This window comes from Prescottella sp. D32 (genome assembly GCF_037287305.1).
Classification (GTDB): domain Bacteria; phylum Actinomycetota; class Actinomycetes; order Mycobacteriales; family Mycobacteriaceae; genus Prescottella; species Prescottella equi.
The window spans coordinates 132,131-150,574 of record NZ_JARBSW010000003.1; the positions used below are offsets into that span (position 1 = coordinate 132,131).

At 64.7% G+C, this 18,444-nt stretch carries 19 protein-coding genes; 8 read left to right on the plus strand and 11 right to left on the minus strand.

Features of this window, described 5'->3' with window-relative positions; all coding sequences use genetic code 11:
• Positions 1–51: 51 nt before the first annotated feature.
• From PSS76_RS15300 to PSS76_RS15310, 3 genes are all read right to left on the minus strand, one after another.
• Positions 52–1,221 (minus strand): MFS transporter, encoded by a 1,170-nt coding sequence (locus PSS76_RS15300; protein WP_337456316.1) that lies wholly within the window; start codon positions 1,219–1,221, stop codon positions 52–54.
• Positions 1,222–1,322: 101 nt separating this feature from the next.
• Complete coding sequence (locus PSS76_RS15305; RefSeq protein ID WP_005512757.1) at positions 1,323–1,634, minus strand: ArsR/SmtB family transcription factor; 312 nt, start codon at positions 1,632–1,634, stop codon at positions 1,323–1,325.
• Between the two features lie 389 nt (positions 1,635–2,023).
• Entirely contained in the window at positions 2,024–2,674 is a 651-nt protein-coding gene (locus PSS76_RS15310; protein ID WP_236721741.1) for a class I SAM-dependent methyltransferase, read from the minus strand.
• Positions 2,675–2,958: 284 nt separating this feature from the next.
• Here PSS76_RS15310 and PSS76_RS15315 point away from each other — a divergent pair, with 284 nt between their 5' ends.
• Together PSS76_RS15315 and PSS76_RS15320 are read left to right on the plus strand one after the other, a co-directional pair.
• Positions 2,959–3,696 carry a hypothetical protein gene (locus PSS76_RS15315; protein WP_337456317.1) on the plus strand — a complete coding sequence of 246 codons (738 nt, stop codon included), beginning with the start codon at positions 2,959–2,961 and terminating at the stop codon, positions 3,694–3,696.
• Positions 3,697–4,075: 379 nt separating this feature from the next.
• On the plus strand, positions 4,076–4,477 hold the full coding sequence (locus PSS76_RS15320; RefSeq protein WP_337456318.1) for a hypothetical protein: 402 nt from the start codon (positions 4,076–4,078) through the stop codon (positions 4,475–4,477).
• Positions 4,478–5,630: 1,153 nt separating this feature from the next.
• On the opposite strand, the gene PSS76_RS15325 is transcribed toward PSS76_RS15320, so the two are convergent.
• A complete protein-coding gene (locus PSS76_RS15325) occupies positions 5,631–5,990 on the minus strand; it encodes a nucleoside triphosphate pyrophosphohydrolase (protein WP_022596331.1) in 360 nt (119 codons plus the stop codon).
• 286 nt (positions 5,991–6,276) lie between these two features.
• Positions 6,277–6,582 (minus strand): immunity protein CdiI family protein, encoded by a 306-nt coding sequence (locus PSS76_RS15330; RefSeq protein WP_139793045.1) that lies wholly within the window; start codon positions 6,580–6,582, stop codon positions 6,277–6,279.
• A gap of 1,120 nt (positions 6,583–7,702) precedes the next feature.
• Here PSS76_RS15330 and PSS76_RS15335 point away from each other — a divergent pair.
• The 3 genes from PSS76_RS15335 to PSS76_RS15345 all read left to right on the plus strand — a co-directional run bounded on the left by PSS76_RS15335 (position 7,703) and on the right by PSS76_RS15345 (position 11,070).
• Positions 7,703–8,230 (plus strand): SRPBCC family protein, encoded by a 528-nt coding sequence (locus PSS76_RS15335; protein ID WP_337456319.1) that lies wholly within the window; start codon positions 7,703–7,705, stop codon positions 8,228–8,230.
• A 935-nt stretch (positions 8,231–9,165) separates the two neighbouring features.
• Positions 9,166–9,876: a TetR/AcrR family transcriptional regulator gene (locus tag PSS76_RS15340; RefSeq protein ID WP_337456320.1), complete on the plus strand. Its 711-nt coding sequence runs from the start codon at positions 9,166–9,168 to the stop codon at positions 9,874–9,876.
• A 27-nt stretch (positions 9,877–9,903) separates the two neighbouring features.
• Positions 9,904–11,070 (plus strand): FAD-dependent oxidoreductase, encoded by a 1,167-nt coding sequence (locus PSS76_RS15345; protein WP_337456321.1) that lies wholly within the window; start codon positions 9,904–9,906, stop codon positions 11,068–11,070.
• Positions 11,071–11,367: 297 nt separating this feature from the next.
• Here the strand turns inward: PSS76_RS15345 and PSS76_RS15350 are convergent, their stop codons facing one another.
• Positions 11,368–11,742, minus strand: coding sequence for a cupin domain-containing protein (locus tag PSS76_RS15350; RefSeq protein WP_337456322.1), 375 nt, complete (start codon positions 11,740–11,742; stop codon positions 11,368–11,370).
• A 54-nt stretch (positions 11,743–11,796) separates the two neighbouring features.
• Here PSS76_RS15350 and PSS76_RS15355 point away from each other — a divergent pair, with 54 nt between their 5' ends.
• Positions 11,797–12,246 carry a MarR family winged helix-turn-helix transcriptional regulator gene (locus tag PSS76_RS15355; RefSeq protein WP_337456323.1) on the plus strand — a complete coding sequence of 150 codons (450 nt, stop codon included), beginning with the start codon at positions 11,797–11,799 and terminating at the stop codon, positions 12,244–12,246.
• 54 nt (positions 12,247–12,300) lie between these two features.
• On the opposite strand, the gene PSS76_RS15360 is transcribed toward PSS76_RS15355, so the two are convergent.
• Together PSS76_RS15360 and PSS76_RS15365 are read right to left on the minus strand one after the other, a co-directional pair.
• On the minus strand, positions 12,301–12,723 hold the full coding sequence (locus tag PSS76_RS15360; protein WP_337456324.1) for a ChaB family protein: 423 nt from the start codon (positions 12,721–12,723) through the stop codon (positions 12,301–12,303).
• A gap of 37 nt (positions 12,724–12,760) precedes the next feature.
• The gene (locus PSS76_RS15365; RefSeq protein WP_216316264.1) at positions 12,761–13,711 is read right to left on the minus strand and encodes a TIGR03557 family F420-dependent LLM class oxidoreductase; all 951 of its coding nucleotides are present in this window, start codon (positions 13,709–13,711) and stop codon (positions 12,761–12,763) included.
• A 209-nt stretch (positions 13,712–13,920) separates the two neighbouring features.
• Here PSS76_RS15365 and PSS76_RS15370 point away from each other — a divergent pair, with 209 nt between their 5' ends.
• Positions 13,921–14,811, plus strand: coding sequence for a manganese catalase family protein (locus PSS76_RS15370; RefSeq protein ID WP_005512742.1), 891 nt, complete (start codon positions 13,921–13,923; stop codon positions 14,809–14,811).
• An 84-nt stretch (positions 14,812–14,895) separates the two neighbouring features.
• Here the strand turns inward: PSS76_RS15370 and PSS76_RS15375 are convergent, their stop codons facing one another.
• A complete protein-coding gene (locus PSS76_RS15375; RefSeq protein ID WP_041674747.1) occupies positions 14,896–15,468 on the minus strand; it encodes a hemerythrin domain-containing protein in 573 nt (190 codons plus the stop codon).
• Positions 15,469–15,610: 142 nt separating this feature from the next.
• Between PSS76_RS15375 and PSS76_RS15380 the strand changes: the two genes are divergently transcribed.
• A complete protein-coding gene (locus tag PSS76_RS15380) occupies positions 15,611–16,507 on the plus strand; it encodes an SDR family oxidoreductase (RefSeq protein ID WP_337456325.1) in 897 nt (298 codons plus the stop codon).
• A gap of 24 nt (positions 16,508–16,531) precedes the next feature.
• Here PSS76_RS15380 and PSS76_RS15385 read toward each other — a convergent pair whose 3' ends face one another.
• Positions 16,532–16,951: a hypothetical protein gene (locus tag PSS76_RS15385; RefSeq protein WP_022596353.1), complete on the minus strand. Its 420-nt coding sequence runs from the start codon at positions 16,949–16,951 to the stop codon at positions 16,532–16,534.
• The gene (locus PSS76_RS15390; RefSeq protein WP_221285456.1) at positions 16,948–18,375 is read right to left on the minus strand and encodes a cytochrome P450; all 1,428 of its coding nucleotides are present in this window, start codon (positions 18,373–18,375) and stop codon (positions 16,948–16,950) included. Before PSS76_RS15390 ends, PSS76_RS15385 begins: the two co-directional genes overlap by 4 nt.
• Positions 18,376–18,444 lie beyond the last annotated feature (69 nt).

Below are 18,444 nucleotides of genomic sequence, written 5' to 3' on the forward strand. Positions count from 1 at the left end.
CGGGATGCCAGCACGATCTGTCGTTGGCAGCGTTGGGTCGGTTGTCCGCGGTCACCCGGCCATGACCGCATCGGCCGATCTGTGATCGATCGATACGCGAACGGCAATCGCGATGAGTGCGAGCCCGGCGAAGAGCACGCCCGACCAGATCATCCGGTGTGCTCCGAAATTGTCCAGCGACCAACCACCGACGATGGTCCCGACCGTGATGCCCAGGTTCGAGAACGAAATGAACAGGCTGTTGCCGAACTCCGGGGCATCAGCGGCGTCGATACCCATCCAGCTTTGCGCGACCACGAGCCCGCCCGAGTGGACTACTCCCCAGATGAGAACGCCAACGACCATCGGGGCGAAGTAGGGACCAACGACGTAGACGACCGCGTACACAGCTATATACAAGACAGGGAAGGCGGCCACCGTCCGCACCACACTTCGCCCGAGCAAGGCCCCGAACAGGAAGTTGCCGAAGATCATCACGACTCCGAACGACAGAAGCATGGCGCTGATCCAGGTCCCGCTCATACCCGTTACATCGTGCAGATACTCAGCGAAGTAGCCGTAAACCGAGAACATCGCCGCAAAGATCAGCGTCACGGAGACGATGGTCAACCACACATGCGGGCGTCGGAGAATTCCGATCTGTGCCCCATAGGACATCCGTCGCGTCACCGGCGACGACGGCAGCAGCGCCAGGATCCCGATGAAGGCGAACAGGTTGGCAACGGCGCCGAATGCGAAAGCTGTCGACAAGGAGAAGTTCTCTGCGAGGTAGGCCGTCAGTGGCACACCGAATGCGAAACCTAGTGTGACCCCAGCGAATACCTTTGTCGCTGCCGCTGCCGCTGCGCCCGGTGGCGCCAGACGAACTGCGCTGGCAAGCGCGACAGCGAAGAACACGGGATGCGCAATCGCCGGAATGACTCGAAAGGCGAACATCAACGCGAAGCTCGACGTGGTCGCGTAGACCAGGTTGGAGATCGCGAACACCGCAATCGCGACCAGTAGCACGGACTTCCTGTCGTACGCCGAGGTGAGCAGTGTGGTGAACGGCCCCGTCAATGCCACGACCAACGCGAAAACGCCCACCAGCCAACCCGCGGCGGCTGGGGTTATGCCGAACTTGTCGGAAACCGGCCCTAGAACGCCGATGACCCCCATCTCGGTTGTAATGATCCCGAACACACCCAGTGCCAAGACCGGCACGGACAGTTTCGATTTCACGATGGCTTCCTCCAACCGCGCCCGAGGACACGTGACAACTAGATACCTATATATTTAGATCGATAGATAAGTGTTTTGCGACCGGATTGCGAGGGCGCAGGTCACAGATCGTCGCTGATGAACTTCCGGAACTCGTCGATCACGGCCTCGTTCCGTCGGTAATACGTCCCCTTCCCGATCCGCTCGGATTCGAGCAGGCCGGCTTCCTTCATCGCTTGCAGGTACGCCGAGATCACCGACTGGGCAAGGCCGGATCGGCGCTGGATGTCGCCGACGCAGATGCCGACTCCGAACCCGAGACCCTGTTGGGTGTACGAATTCTCATCGAAGAAGCGTGACGGGTACTTCAGCCACTCCATGATCTGCAGACGGGTTGGGTTGGACAGCGCTTTGAAGATCGCAAGGGCATCCATCAACCGAACCTCACCCACCGCTCAACCGGACGAATCCACTTTCGTAGATGCGTCCTGCGAAAGTCAAATCCGGGCCGTCCAGCGAACTGCCCGGGTACGACAGCGTGCCAGGACAGGTCATTCGCGATTCATCGCTATCCCTCAGTCGCGGTGGGTGCCGTGAACCGCAGTAGCGCAGCCAGTTTCGTAGTAGAGAGGACGCCGGAGGCGAATCGCGGTCCGCGCGGTCCGTTCGTGCGCTCCCCTGTCGCCTCGGCTGGTAGTCCTCCCCCCGGCAGGATTGCGAATTGTGGAGTGCTGATGCAACGGAACCTCTGGGTCCACCTCGTCGGCGGAGGACAGTTGCGGCATGGCTGCGGTACCACCTCACGGAACCAAGCCTCGTCGTCTCAGCCGCGGATGGCTTCGAAGGTCCACACCGCGTCGGTGGGGGTCGGTGCGCTGCCTGGGCGATATCCGCCGTGGACGGCCACCTCGCCGAACCCTGCCTGGTACAGCATGGTCGTGAACTCGGCCAACCCGAACCAGAGCAATGAGAACATCTGCAGTTCGGTTCGGGTCAGTACGCCGGCGTCCCAGCGTTCGTAGCGGAGCCAACTGGTAGATCGTTGGGCTATCGGATCTGCGGTCCTCTTCCAGGTGTCAAGAGTGATAAGGCTTCCTTCGTGCCACCAATGACGAACTGGATCGTGGTCGGGCTCGACGTGCACGGTCGGCGGCTCGATGTCGACGATGAGCCGTCCACGCGAGGCAAGGTTGCCGTGCATTGCTTCGAGCGCAGCCAGGGCGCTGTCACGATCCGGCAGAAGAGCGAATGATCCGGTCGGGATCACGATTGCCTCGTACCTGCGCTCGTCGCAATAACGCGTCATGTCGCCCTCGACGACGTCGGGGACGAGACCACGGCGTGCACAGTTGGTCCGGCATTGGTCGAGCATCGCGGGCGAGTTGTCGTACCCGCGCACGGAGAATCCCTGTTCCAGAAGCGGGATGAGGATTCTTCCGGTTCCCACCGCAGGTTCGAGCACGGGGCCGGTCACGCCCTGCAGGCGGGACAGATAGAACTCGACGTCACCGAAGGACGTCCCGATCGGCTTGTCGAGTTCGTAAGCCAACGTGGCGAGTGATCCGTATTCCCAGCCGGTCCCGTGTGTCTCCGCCAAAGCCAACTCGCCTTCCGATCGAGGATGCTGCAACGCCTCTCAGGACGTTCCCGAGCACGCTACGGGCGAGCCGGGACTCTGCACCACTTGATTTCGCATCGCAACTCGTGTTCGACGATTCATCTCCTGGGTACAGCATCGCTGGACTCTAAGGTGAGCGCATGGCAAGGAACGAGCAACGTTGGCACTTGGCTCCTGAGGAACTGGCGCTCGCCTCCGGCCCGGACGCAGGCTTCTGGATCGCTGATGGGTTGCGACGCGGTGCGTTCGATATCGGAGGCCTCGTTCCGCCGGTGTTCGACGCGTTCGCACGTGTCTTCCATCCCGTCTACCTTCACGACGGCGACGACTGGACTCGAGTCAACTGGGGAACCATCGCCCAGCAACACGGCACGACCGCACACGCTGCAATGAGCTGGCAGTCCATCACCGGCACTCACCGTCCCGGCAACGATCCGGAAGAAGGCTCCCTGCCTCGACCGGAGGCAAGCGTCCTCGCGAGGATCCTCCGCCATCACACCACCACACCGGATGAATGCTGGTTCGCAATCTGGGACGGGTACGGCGACGAAGGCAGGCCCCCGGCTGGTATCGAACTCCTCGATGCGTCCCGGAACATGGTTGTCCTCCACGGGCCGATCACTGCAGCCGAGGCTCGTTTCGGCGCGGCTCCGCACCACTCGGGCGGCGGCTACAGCGCCAATCTATGGTGGCCAAACGATCACACCTGGTGCGTAGCAACCGATATCGACCACAAGTCGACGTACGTGGGCGGCAACTCCGCCTGCATCGACGCCATCCTCACCGATCCGCGTCTCGAAGCCTTCCCCGTCCCTGGAACCCACTTCATCGGCTGGGCAGCCGACACCGTCAACCCCCATCCGCCATACGGGACATGACAGCCAACCAACTTTCCACAGTGCTGGAGGCTCGGCGGGCCCCACAGGTGTGTAGCCGGCCGAGCCGGCGGGACCTCCAGTTCACCGTGCTGTATCGGACGGGACATGCCGTCAATCCAACTCCGGGCCGGCAGCGCACGTGCGTTGTACGTTGAGGGAGTGAACTGGCTCCTGGTAGTGACACTGCTCCTGGTCACGGTGGGCGCGTACCTCGGGATCGGCGTACTGGCAGCAATCGGGCAACGCCGACGTGCCGGTAGCGGCATCCTCGCTACCGGCGCGATCGTACTCTTCCCCGTCTACTGGATCACCTGGTATCTGCGGGACACCAAACCCTTCACCCGCACGCCGCAACTATCCGGTGTGCGACAGTCGCAGAATGGGAAACCAGCGGCACGCCGACACGGCGCCACACGGTTACCGAGGTAGCGCCGCGAAGGCACTTGTCATCGCCGCAATCTGCCTCATCGGCGGGCTCACGTTCACCGGCTTGCCCATCTTCGAGACCTCGCTGTGGATCGCCTGTGCCGTAATGGTCATGGTCGAAATTGCTCTCGCCGTCGTCCTGTTCTTCTCCCGATGGACCAACAAACGCGCAGCAGTCGTCCTCGTACTACTGGCACTGTTTCAAGCCGGACAGACCTACTTCAACGAGCAGATGCGATACACCTCAGCTGATCCGGTCATCCCGATCGACAACTTCGGAGTCCTGGTCTTGTGCGCTTCGGCGGTATATCTGATCAAGAAGGGCCAGCCCTGGCCTGTTCGACCCCACCCCTGACGGGGGTTCCGGCCCCACCTGGGATGCTCGCCCCTGCTCGGGGCGAGCTGCACCTATACGACCTATACGCCATCCCATGGTGCATACGTTGAGCGCCTTGTAATCGACTCGGCGGTTCTATCGTTGCTGATTTCGGCTGGGCGTCCCCAGCATGTTCTGTGGCGTGACCAACGCGAAAATCACTCCTCCGCTGAGCAATTGAGAGATTCGACGGCGTCTTCATGAGGCTTGTAGGTGTGCTCGCAGCCGATCATCCAGCAGAAGGCTCGATGTCGCCGACCAGCTCCGGCGATCGTCACTCATGCGACCCAAGCACCCACCCGCTTCCTCTTCTTCTGCAACATCGGATGGATTCGCGATTCGGGCGACGCCGTAGGGGGTGGCGACTCGACGACGGTCGTCTGCGACGGAGTACTCGGCAGCGCGAAGGAAGTCGTCGTCACAGACGAGGGCTGACCGCTCTATCCGGCACCGCTTCCGCAGGCGACCAGCGCCGCCCCCACCACTACGCCCGGCAACACCCGCCTACCGTTCATGCGTCGACTACCGCGAATGACGCCCAGCCGTTAACCCTAAAAGCAGGGCAGTCGACGCCACCCGCGAATCCGCGTTGTTGAAAGACGAATTGATTGTCGTGGGCGGCGGCGGAGCCGTTCAGGCAGCGCCACCGCAGTGTCGTAGTCAGGTTCGCTGTCGTGCGGCTGGCGTCCTGAGCTTTCCAATAATTGCAGGCCCACCGGCCGCGAAGGTCGCTGTGCCCGCTGCAAGCAGAATCCCAATCACCGCGGCTCGGCGCGGAAGCCCTTGGCGAGCAGCGCCCGCTACCACTCCCGCGTCGACGACGTCCATCACGACACCGGCTTTCAGCGTTGCGCGTCGAACAGCATCGTCGGGGTGCAGGGCCGCCACCCCCAGGACGATGTCGCGGACTCCAAAGGCCTTGATCCAGATCCCCTTGTCCGGGCCGGGATACTCGACACCGAGCGCTCGGTGGACGCAGCCGGGAAAGAGCGCTGTTGTGGCACCCCAGACGATGCGCCCAAGACCTATGGCAGCGAGAACGTGACGTTCCGCTACATGAACACTTGTCACCTTGGCTGTCCTCCCAGTTGGTTCGGCGTGCTCCCGCTGCGACGGCGGCCAGTGTGTCGCTCTATGGCTGTGCCGTGTTGCCCATCTCGACGTGATCGAGCCAGATTCGCTTCGTGAAGCCGCCCCGGGTCGTACGCTTCCGATCGGCCACCTTCTTCACCTCGGAATCCGCCATCCCGAGCTCCGCCATCAAGGCGGCGGCAACCTCGAGCAGGTCGGCCAACTCGTCGATTCGGTTCTCCGGCGACGCGTCCTGCAGTTCCTTGGCTTCCTCGACAACCTTGGTGAGCAGCGCCGCGAGGTAGTCCGAATCGTCGACTATGGGCCGCCAGTGCGGGCGGTCACCATTGGCAAGAATAACGTCCGGAATGTTGTCTCGAACGAGCTTTCGATGGAACTCTACCGCGCCGCTGCTTCCCATTCGCTGATTCAACCATCCAGGACGACGTGCAGCGCCCCCTGTTTCCGGGATTAAACGGCGCCTTGGCGAGGCTGGTTCGTTCATGCAGCTGTAACCATTACCGCGAGGTGGTACTGATTCAGAAGTGGTATTGCCAGTCCGGCCGGCCCTCGGCGACGTGAGGTGTTCATCGACCGTCGAAGGCACTGCCGGTTTCCAAGCCGTCCGCGAGATCGGTGAGCATGGCGCTCAGCGATACCCAGCGCGGACGAGCGGCGTCCGCGTCGACTTTGTCTACTAGGGCTGGTCACTCCCAGGTGATGTCGTCTCGGCCCGTCTCTTCGCGGAGCCGGCGATAGAGATCCGCGCCCACCTCTCGATGGCGCCGTGCGTGTGCGGGGTTATCCCAACCATCGATTGGGTCGTACTGCCGGTCCCACGAACGTTGCCATTCAATGAGGTCACGAATCAGATCGCGCGACAGCCCGAGCGGGTTGCGGCCCGGCCCGAGTAGAACGAAGTGGTCCGGCACGCGAAGATAGGTTCCCCATACTGGAAACGGCGCGCAGTAGTCGACCATTAATCGGATGCGGGAAAGCGCCGCTGACGACACTGCGCGAGTGTACCGGTTCACAGCGCCGGGCAGAGGGAACCCGTGCGCAGATCACAACGGACTGGGTTGCTTTCTCTGTGGCCGTTGATTCCGTTGCGCGTGGTCTGGTTCCTCGATGCTGGGCCAGGGATGATGGGGAGGTGCCGGATAGCGACGTGGAGCCATATCTCGAAGCCGTCGTGGAGGCCGTCCGCGAGGTGTTGGGTACGGACTTCGTCGGGGCGTACGCGGCCGGGTCGCTCGCGCTGGACGCCTTCCACCCTGGCCGCAGCGACATCGACATCGCTCTGCTCTGCCGAAACCCCTTGAGAGAGGCTGTAAAGCGGGAGTTGATCGCCCGATTGCGGCACAACGCCCTGCCGTGTCCGGCCCGGGGTTTGGAGCTGGTGGTCTACACCGTGGCTACAGCGCACTCGGGCACCGGGAAGCCGGGCTTCGAGCTCGAGCTGAACGACGGCCCAGACATGGCCTTCCGGCAGACCTTTCGACCTGCGGACCGTCCGGCGGCCGATGGGACGTTCTGGTACGGACTGGACCGCAGCGTCCTGCACCAAAGCGGCCGGGTGTTGGCGGGACCGCCGGCCTCGGAGGCTTTCGCTGAACTACCACCGGACGAGTTGCGGAGCCTACTGATCGACTCGCTGCACTGGTGGATGGCGGTGTCCGGCCAATCCGACGACCGATCTGCAGCCGGAGCCGATGACGCGGTCCTGGGGGCCTGCCGCGCGCTGGTCCGATATCGCTACGGGAGGTGGCTTTCCAAAGTCGACGCCGGCCTTCGGCTACTCGGGCTGGCTACCAGCCGGTCGAGGCGATCGAGCAGTCCATCGCAGCACGCTGCGGTGGGCCTCCACCCTCGGGCCGACAAGCACGGACCTTCCAGGAAGGCGTTCTGCACGCACTCCGGGCTGCGACCTGACGGACCATGCAACCCGCCACGCATCCGAGCCTGCCCGGGCTGGCGCTGCGGGCGGTCACGCAGACCTGACCGAGCGATCAGCCCTCGGTCCTGTGAACTGCGCCAATCACCGTGCGCTCCCCACACTTCGATTCGTGATGTTGCGCGTCACAAATACGCGGGACTGCCGCGGATCGGAGTGGTGGTTTCTAGGATTGTGTGATGCCGAAATGGTTCGACCTGTCTGCCGGCGACGAGACGCACCTGGAAACAGCCACCTTCGTCCGGCGCTTCTCGGTCGCACTGTCGGTCTCCCCGGAATCTGTATGGGCGGAACTGACCCGCGATAACGCGCTCGCTTGGTGCTCATCCGTCACCAGTTCCCGATATCTGACACCACGCCCGTTCCGTGTGGGCACGCGTCGTGAACTGTCGATGCGTCCATCCGCAGTGAAGGCCACAGAAGAGTACTTCCGGTGGGAGGAGACATCGCGAGTCCGGTATCGGAACACCCTCTACGTCAGTAGATTCACCGTCCCCGGTCTGCGGCTTTTCGTGGAGGACATACTCGTCGAGCGACTTGCATCCGGCTCGCGACTGACCTGGACGTTCGCGATCGAACCGGCTCGCACACTGCGCGTGCCGCTGCAACTTGCCGCGCCGGCCGTTACTGCGGCGCTGCGGCGCGTCGTGACGGAGACCGCCGACCACCTCGGGCGCGCGACCGAAACCACACCCATCGACACCTGAGCTGCGCGATCAACCGAGAGCCGGGCTTCGGATCGCCACTACCTGTCTGGTAGAGGTCACTTCCGTTGGCTGCGACATCCAAGGAAATCCCATTGCAGCGCAGGCAGAGTGGTTCTTCGTTCGCGTTGAATACTGGGATGGAGTGTTCGTGCCCGTGCCCGTGCCCGTGCCGACTTGCCGACATCGCTTGCGTAGGGGCCGTTCCGTTCGTACACAATTCACGGGACCACGGCCGGCCCAGCGAGAGAACTACGAAAGGCAACAAACTGCGGCGGGAAGGCCCGGTACGAATAGCAGCGGGATGTGCGGATGAGGGACCGGCTGCCAGTCGGCCGTGTCTACGCCTTGCCAGGTTCGTAGTTCACCCAGTCTCCGTAGTGGGTGAACACGACCCAGGATGCTCCATCGTGTTCCCTTGTCCGTTCTGTCCGGATGTACACGCAGCGACCGTGACTCCGAACCTGATCGGCCGGCTGATCGGGGCAGCACATCTGACGGGTTCGATAGGGGCCGATCTCCTGTTCGTCGACGTTGAGATAGCTCCCCGTAAGGTTTCCACCCTCGAAGGTGCACCGCATGTGCCGATCCTAACGGCGGGCCACGAAGGACGTCCGTTTCTCTACCTGGCTGGATGCTGGGCCGCACGCCTGTCCGTGACCGGACCGGACAACCGGCCTAGAGGAGGCTCGCCGTGATGCTCGCCCGCGCCCGGATTGGCCAGCTGTTGCGGCCGCTCGAGGCGATGGTGAACATGCACCGCGACGCTCCGACGAGTTCCGATCTCGACGTCCCTCGCCGAGCAGCAGGGCACGACGCAGGCCGAACATGCCGATCGTGGTCAACCGGCTTCTGCTCGAGCTCGCCGAACCACAGTGCGAACACTCCCCCTAGGACGAACATGTTCGTTACGAACATGTTCGTGGAACGTGGTCGGTATGGAGAAGGCAGTTTCGATCCGTAGCCGACGCGAACGACCCGCCAAGCCGGCGTTATCCCGCGACGGGATCATCGGCGCAACCATCGAGATCATGCGCGCCGAGGGCCTCGAGAAGGCCACTCTGCGTCGCGTGGCACAGGCGCTCGACACCGGCGCATCCTCGCTGTACGTCTACGTGGCCAACACCACCGAACTCCACAACGCGGTACTGGACGAACTCATCGGGTCACTGGAGGTAGGCGCAGACGGGAACTGGCAGACCCGGCTCGAAAATCTACTGGCGGACTACACCGACGTGCTGTTCACGTATCCCGGTCTGGCGCGATCGGCAGTTACACTCCGCCCGGCCGGACCGAGCTCACTTCGATTGTTCGACCGGGTCCTCGGGTTGCTCCTAGAAGGCGGTATCGAGCCCGCCCGCGCTTCATGGGGTGCCGACCTCCTACTGCAGTACGTCACCGCGACTGCCGCCGAGCACAGCACTCCGGCGCCCACCAACCGCGACCATCTCGGCGAGAACGAAGCCAAATCAATGCATCTCACGTCAGCGATCCGATCTGCCGACCCACAAGCCCTCCCCCATCTCACTGCACACGCGGGTTCGATCCTCGGCGGCACACCAGCCGAACGCATTTCGTGGTCCATCCGGGCACTCCTCACCGGAATCTCCGCCACACCAACACCAGACACACACCACGATGCGCCCTGACCACAGCGGGCCTCACCAAGGAGCACCATGCCCAAGCACTACCCCATCACGATTATCGGCGGCGGTCTCGGCGGCCTGGTAGCCGCTCGTGTCCTCCACAGCCACGGCATCGAATCCGCCGTGTTCGAACTCGAACCGACCCGTGACGCCCGCGTCCAGGGCGGCGTGCTCGACATCCACCACTACAACGGCCAGAAGGCCGTCCACGCCGCGGATCTGTGGGCACCCTTCGCCGCACTGGTCCGCCCCGGCGGCGAAGCAATGCGCATAGTCGACCACACCGGCGCGATCCTCCGCGACGAAGCAGACGACGGAACCCTCACGCGACCTGAAGTCGACCGCGGCCAACTCCGTGACATGCTCATCGATTCACTACCCGACGACACCATCCGCTGGGGTCACAAGGCCATCCACATCCATGCGGACGCAGGCACAACCGGCCGCCACGAAGTGACATTCACGAATGGTGAAACCATCACCACCGACCTCCTCATCGGAGCCGACGGCGCGTGGTCGAGAGTGCGGTCACTGCTCTCCGACACCACACCCGCGTACACAGGAATCTCGTTCGTCGAAGCAGACCTGTTCGACGCCGACGAACGACGCCCCGCCCAGGCCGAGATCATGGGCGGTGGAATGCTATTCGCATTCCGCGGAAACACAGGAATCCTGGGTCATCTTGAAACCGACGGCAGCCTGCACAGTTACCTCGGCATCCGCGTCGACGAAGACTCGATCGACACGATCGACTTCTCCGACACCGCCACCGCCCAACAAACCATCCTCGACCTGCTCGGCGGCTGGAACGACGCGCTCCGCGGTCTGGTCACCAACTCCGATACCGGCCTGACCCCGCGCCGCGTCAACGCCCTCCCCGTCGGACACTCATGGCCGCGCGTCCCCGGGGTCACACTCCTCGGCGATGCCGCGCACGTAATGTCGCCTTTCGCCGGAGAGGGCGCCAACCTTGCAATGTACGACGGGGCACTGCTCGCACTTGCCATCGTTGACCAACCTGGCGACACCGAGACCGCACTCGCCGCCTACGAAGCCGAACTGTTTCCTCGCGCCACCGAGGCGGCCGCCGAATCCGCACAGAGCCTCGACATCCTCTTCAGCGCGGCGTCACCGCAAGGTCTTGTGGACATGTTCGCCGCGCACGACTCCGAGAGTGGCCGCGCCGGCGAAATATAGCAGCGCGGCATACGCGTGGAGCGCAGCGGAGAACACGCCATAGTGCCCGGAGCGCGGAGCGACACCCCAGCCTCCGGTCCGCCTCCTCGGGCGACTCGCAAGAAAGGGTTCGCGACAACAGGGATGGCCCCGAAGCGATTTCGGCGCTGCGTAGCCGCTCCCTGAGGACGACCGGAGAGGTGCGTGGAGGGAGCAGGCGTCGGCGCCGGGAGAGGATCGGACTCCGATCGGTCCACCGGGCGGCGCTTCTGCCGCTGGACGGTGAAATGGTCCCGGAGCTGTCGAACCCGAGTGGGATCAGCACGCCCACGGTGGGGTTATGGTTCCACGGTCCGCCGTGATGGCTGTCATGCCCACCGATGTCGTCACCCACAACGAGGCGACACTGCCGCTGGGGTTGTCGAGCTGAACAGTCGCGGACTCCGGAACGAACACGACATCCCCCACCGAGATTTCAAATTGGCTGTCGTCCAGCGTGATCACAGGCGTTCCATCAAGCACAAGAAGGACCTCCTCATGCGAAACCGTGTGCGATGCGCCAGCACTGCCCGGCACCAGATCCGTTCGCCAAGCGCACAGCTGTCGACTGCCGCGAGAGGGCGCCACATAGGAGTGGAATTTCGCGCCGTGCATCTGGTGGGTGACGTGATCGCCGCTTCGTCGGATCGGCATGTCGATCCCCTTTCGTCAGTTTAACTGTCTTTATTGGACAGGTAGACTGACGATATGTCAAGGGACGAACCGCGCGCCGATCTGCTGATATTGCTGATGCGAAGCTCATCCGCACTGGCAGAGCGGATCAATGCCGCCGTCGTCGCGGCGGGGCATTCGTCGCTACGCCCGGCGCATGGCTTGTTGTTTCTCAGAGTGGCCGGCGACGGGGCCACCGTCAGCGAAATAGCGGCCTACCTGGGTATCACGAAACAGTCCGCAGCTGTGATGGTCGACGAGTTGGTCGGGTCGGGGTATGTGAGCAAACACCCCCACCGAAGCGATCGCCGTTCGCAGCTCGTACGGCTCACGACCGCCGGTGTCGATGTCACCGCTGCGGCTACCGACGCAGCCCTCCGCTGCTGGGAAGCAGCGAGCACGACGCTCGGCGCCGACACGATGGCATCGCTGGTGGTCGCACTCGAGGAGATCGGGAAACACGGAACGCCCCGGCCGGTCTGGTGACCGAATAGTCGGGCGACAGCGCTTTCGCGCCGTATCGGGGGCCCGCGTCTCGTCTCAACTTCGCGCTGCGGCACTGCGGCGTCGGTTCTCCTTTTCGATCGCGTCGACAAGCTCCCCCTTGTTCATCGTCGACCGGCCGTGGATATCGAGTTTCCGAGCGATGTCGTAGAGGTGACGTCTGCTGGCGTTGGCGTCGACGCCCTCAGCGGTGCGGCCGGAGGCCTGCGGGCCTCCGCTGCGCGCTCGTGCGTCCGACGGCCCCTTCTCGGCTTTCGGCTCCCAGTGGTCGCCGACCTTCTCGAAGCTGTGCTTGAGCGCCGCGTACGCGACCCTGTGTGCTCGCTCGCCTTCGCCGTATTCTTCGACCGCCGAGTCGTGCACATTGGCGAAGGTCCGTTGCGCCTTCGCGGGCGAGCGCAGCAGTGTTGCCGGCAGCTCCTGCTTCTTCGGCTGTCCGGTCTTGGTCGTCTTCGGCATCACTGCACCTTCTCTCGCCTGTCTCGTCCGGCACTGCCTAGGCCAACGCCGGTGCAATCTCCCGCACGTAGAAATCGAAGAACCCGTCGACATCCGGTCCCGCGTTGACGAGGGCGAGATGATCGAAGCCGGCTTCGCCGTACTCGCGAATGCGCTCCAGATGACGTTCCGGATCGGGCCCGTAGCCGAAGCTCTCGGCCGTGTCCGATTCCCGGACAACGGATGCGGCGGCCTCGAAATTGACCGGATTCGGCAACTCGGCCTGCACTTTCCACCCGGTGGCCGAGAAGCGAAACAGCTTGTGCGCAGACTTCAGGGCCGCGTCCTCCGTCGGCGCCCAGGACAGCGGGACCTCGGCGTATCGCCGTCCCGTTCCCCCCTCCTTCTCGTACTGGGCGATCAGATCCGGGTCGGGCTCGGTCGCGAACAATCCGTCGCCGAGATCGGCCGCGATCTTCGCCGCCGGCGCTCCCGATCCCGCCACGATGATCGGAGGCAGTTGCTCCGGCAAGTCGAACACACGCGCGTCCTCGAGCTCGAGGTGTCGACCGCTGTAGCTGTGATAGCCGCCGCTCCACAGCAAACGGATGATTTCGATCGACTCGCGCAGCATCGCCGAACGGGTCGACGCCGGTGGCCACCCGCGGGCCACGACGTGCTCGTTCAGTCGTTCCCCGGTTCCCAGCCCCAGCACGAATCTGCCGTCGGACAGCAGTGCTGTCGTGGCCGCCGCCTGCGCGATGATCGCCGGGTGGTAGCGGACGAAGGGACACGTCACCCCGGTGGCCAGTTCGAGGGTCGACGTCTTCGCGGCGATGGATCCGAGGATCGACCACGCGAAACCGGAGTGGTTCTGATCGTGCAGCCAGGGGTGGAAGTGATCGCTGATCTCGACGAAGTCGAAACCCGCCTCCTCTGCCCGAACCGCCTGCCGCACGAGCTCGGCGGGCGAGTACGCCTCCGCGAACAACTTGTATCCGATCTTCACAACGCCTCCGTCGATGCCGTGTCCGTCACCCGGTCCTGAAAATCGACTACCCCGCAGCCGAGCGCTCGAAACCGGCTCCCGTGGGGTGCCGCCCGTGCCGATATTGCGTTCGCGTCACGATCGGCGACGGCCACGCCGGTCGAGGATTCCTCCGCGCCGCGGCGGGTATCTCGGCAACGTCCGAACTACCGCGTCCCGAAGGAAGTGACATGTTCACCCACAACAAGGATCTCCAGTTCGAAGTCCGGATCGACCGGCCCGACCCACAGTTCGCGACGCTGCTGCAGGAACAGTTCGGCGGCGCCAACGGTGAACTCAAGGCCGCCATGCAGTACTTCACGCAGGCATTCGTCCTGCGGCGCAAGAACCCGAAGATGTACGACCTGTTCATGGATATCGCCACGGAGGAGTTCAGCCATCTCGAGATCGTCGGCTCGATGATCACGATGCTTCTGGACGGTCTCAACGACGACCTCAAGCAGGCGAACGAGCGCTGCGACTGGATGCCGGTGGTTGCGACGGCCGACGGCCGGGAACAGGCGATCCACCAGGTCGCGGTGAACCCGACCTACCTGGGCCTCACCGGCGGTGGCCCAGACGTCGTGAATTCGGCGGGCACCCCGTGGTCGGGAACCTTCGTCAACTCCAACGGGGACCCGTCGGTGGATCTGCGGAGCAATCTTGCGGCGGAGTCGCGGGCGAAGATCGTCTACGAGTACCTCAAGCAGTTCACGGACGATCCGGGTGCGCAGGACACCCTGACGTTCCTGATGACGCGGGAAGTGGCGCACTACCAGCAGTTCACCGCCGCCCTCAACGAACTGCCCGTCAACTTCCCGCCCGGCCAACTGCCCGGCGACGATCGCTTCCAGAACGTCGCGTTCAACATGTCCAACGGTGGATCGGTCCGCGGGCCGTGGAACGAAGGCCAAGGCCCGTGGCCCGAGGGCACGGAGTGGCGCTACGTCGAGGCTCCTGCCGACCAGTGGCTGCGCAGTGAGGACAGCACCAACCGGGGCGAGACCGAGAGCCCCGAAGGCGGCCCTGCGGTTCACGGCACCAAGCCGTTCACGCACGAGCAGCACGTCCCCGCGAACTGACCTCACGACCGACAGATGCGCGACGAAGGGATGCTCCCCGCCGATCGGCGGGGAGCATCCCTTCGTCGTGGTGAGCTGTCCCGGTCAGCTCGGCGGCGTCTCGGGCGGATGGTGCCGACCGCGTCCGCTGAGCACGTCGCGAACCTTGTCGACCGCCGCAGCCATGGCGCCGGTGGTCTTGAGAACAGCCGGCCGCGGTGGCGTGTTCGGGTGAGGACGTGTCGGAGCACGCTTACGGGCCGCCTCCAGTCGGTTCCCTGCGTCCTCGAGGTCCGAGGCGGAAACGGCCTCCGTCACGAGTGGCCACACCTGATTCTGTTCGTACTCGATGTGCTCCCTTGCCGCGGAGAGAAACTCGCGCAGAGCCGACTCGTAGTCCTCGTCCCCCGCGGACCCGTGCTCGATGGTGTCGAGCAACTTCTCTCCGTCCATCTCCTGGCCGATCGCCGTGTCCGCCAGCTCGTCGCCCCCCGGGACCGCGTCGCGGACGATGGGCCAGAAGACCTCCTGCTCGATGGCCTCGTGTCGGGACTCCGCGATCACCAGATTCGCGACCATGTCGTCCCGGCCGGGTGATCCCGGGCCCGACCCTTCGAGCACCTCCAGCATGCCGAGAACGCTCTCGTGCTCGGCGCGCAGAAACGTCAACGCATTCACCACACCCATCACCTCCGATTCCAGGGCTGTCTGTGGGACATAACCGATCAGGGGCGTCCTCAAACACGCTGCCGGCAGTGGACAGGATCCGTCGAGGCGTGCACGGTGGGACCAGGACCTTCCGACCCGAAGGAGAACTGCAATGCCCGAACGTGATTCGCTGCAGGATCCCACTACGCGCTTTCCGATCCCCGACCTCGAGGGCCAGAAACCGATCGCGCACCCGGGCCTCACCCAGGAGATGACTACCCGCCCCGACCACGGCGAGCAGGACTACCGCGGAGCCGGCCGTCTGGCACAGCGCCGGGCGCTCGTCACCGGCGGTGACTCGGGGATTGGAAGGGCCGTGGCCGTAGCGTTCGCGCGAGAGGGGGCCGACGTCGCCGTCAGTTACCTTCCGGAGGAGGAGTCGGACGCTCGGGAGACCGTACGTTTGATCGAGGATGCGGGTCGACGGGCGCTCGCCCTCCCCGGCGACATCCGCTCCGAGGAACACTGTCGCGCCCTGGTGGAGTCCACGGTGGACTCCTTCGGAGGACTGGACATCCTCGTCAACAACGCGGCATACCAGATGGCGACGCCGGGCGGGATCGCGGACATCTCGACAGAACAGTTCGACCGCGTGATGAAGACCAATCTCTACGCGCTGTTCTGGTTGTGCAAGTTCGCCGTCGCGGTCATGCCGGCCGGCTCCACGATCATCAACACATCCTCCATCCAGGGCACCAACCCATCACCCTCCCTGATGGACTACGCCACCACCAAAGCCGGGATCGTGGACTTCACCAAGGCGTTGGCCGACGACGTGGCAGGCAGGGGGATTCGGGTCAATGCCGTTGCACCGGGGCCGATCTGGACACCGCTCATCCCGGCCACGATGCCACCCGAGCAGTACCGCGAGTTCGGCAAGGACGTCCCGCTCGGCAGGCCGGGGCAGCCCGCCGAACTCGCGCCCGCGTACGTGTTCTTCGCCTCGCCCGAATCCAGCTACATCACTGGTGAAGTCCTCGGAATCACCGGTGGCACACCGTTCACATAGTTCCACGCGATCGGTGTACCGCGGTCAGTGCGAGGGACGAGGGGTCCCCGGCCCGGTATCGCCACCGAACGGATGGCGCAGGCTCCGCGGGTGTTCCGATTGCTGCGTCGTCTCTGTGCGGGGGGCCTCGGCGCGGGTGGTGGGCGAGACAGCCGCATCACCGGCCGGCACCGCCGCGGCGTCCCTGCGCTCCAACTCGTGGCGGGCGTAACGGGCCTTGCGCGAGGTCCGCCGCGCACCGGCGAGCAGCAGCGCGAGTCCCAGCATGCCCGCGGCGCCGACGACCAGTCCCGCCAGGAAGAGCGTTCCGGTGGACCCGGTCACGTGGACACCGAACACCGTGAAGTCGTCCTGGAGTTCGTGTGCGGTGCCGGTGTTGTTCACGACGCCGGCCACCCCGATCGCGACGGCGGCGATCAGGAGGATCAGTCCGATGATGATCATGTGTTCTCCTCGGTCGTTGCGCGGCTGCCCTGGGCCGCCGCGAATTTCAAGCCGTAGTGGTTGAGGGTCGGAGGCAGGTCCCCGCCCGGTTGCAGTCGTGGTGCACTCACCTGTTCGATCCGGTCGAATGCCGTCACGACCGCGGACAGCACCGTGCTGGATACGAACAGGGCGACGTTGCGTCCCGGGCATTCGGCGGGGCCACCGCTGAAAGGCAGCAGCGTGTGCAAGCCGTCGGCACGCCCGTCGATCCAGATGTCCGGGGTGAACGCGTTGGCGAAGTCGAAGCGGTCCCGGTCGCGGTGCAGCGGCGGGGTGAGGATGATGAACATGCTTCCCTCGGGCACCGTGGCCCTCGCGCCACCCGGGGTCCGCCACACGGTGGGCCGAGTCGAATCCCGCAGAATTGCCGGCGTCGTCGGCCACAAGCGAAGCGACTCCAGAATGCAGGCCCGGTGGATCGGCAGGGTGGCCGCGTTCCCGACGGGTCGCTCCGACGCCTCCCGACGAACCTCGGCGAGCCGGTCGGGGTGCGCGGCAAGGAGTGCGAGCGCACGCAGGGTCGCCATCCCGGCCGCGTCGAATGCGAAGAGCCAGTGCGGGATCTGCCCCACCGGATCGACGGCCGGAGCCGTCTCCACCGACGCGAGCGCGTGGACGAGGGTGCCCGGCTCGGCACGGTCGGCGTAGTCGTAGAGACTCTCGAAGAACCGATCCCGCAGGCGTCGGCGCGGCGGAGTGAGGTACGACCAGTTGCCGTTGGCGCGGAGCTTCCACAGCCGATCGGTGACGTCCGTGTCGTCCCGCGCACTTTCCCCCAGTGTCACCTGGCGAGCGATTCTCCACCAGACCCGGGTGAAGTCGGCCGCCGTGAACGCGCCGGTCTCCCCCACCTGCTGCGCGAAGATGGAAATCTCCCGGTCGATCGTCCGGGCCATGCTGTCGGACGCACCGTGCAGCGGCTTCGGGGTCTCCAGTGCCGCCTCGTTGACCACGCGCCGTCGCGCGCGGATATCGCCCTGCGAGATGAGGACCCCATGCGGCTGGAACGCCCCCAGCGCCGCCCGCTTCTCTCGATTCGCCGGCGTGAACGGGTCCGGGCTGTCGTCGAGCACCCGCGCGACGTCGTCGGGGTCCAGCAGCAGGACCACCCGGCGGCCCGGCAAGCGGAATTCGATCGGACCACGACCGAATTCGTCACGCAGCCGTCGGAACATCTCGATCGACAACGCGTCGGCCCGTGCCTTCTCGAGTAGCGGCATGACCAGATGCCGCCGGGCGATGATGCCGGAGGCGACCGACGGCAGTCCCAGTGCGGTGACCGCTCCGATCGCCTGGAGCCCGGCGACGACCGGAATCGCGGAAGATCCCTCGTCGGTCGTGGCACCGACCGGCTCGCCCGGCGCTGGGAAGTGGGACGTCATTCGGAAGACCTACCCGTACCGCCGAAATGCAAACGTCGCGGGGTGACAGCAGCGTGCATGGACGGTGCC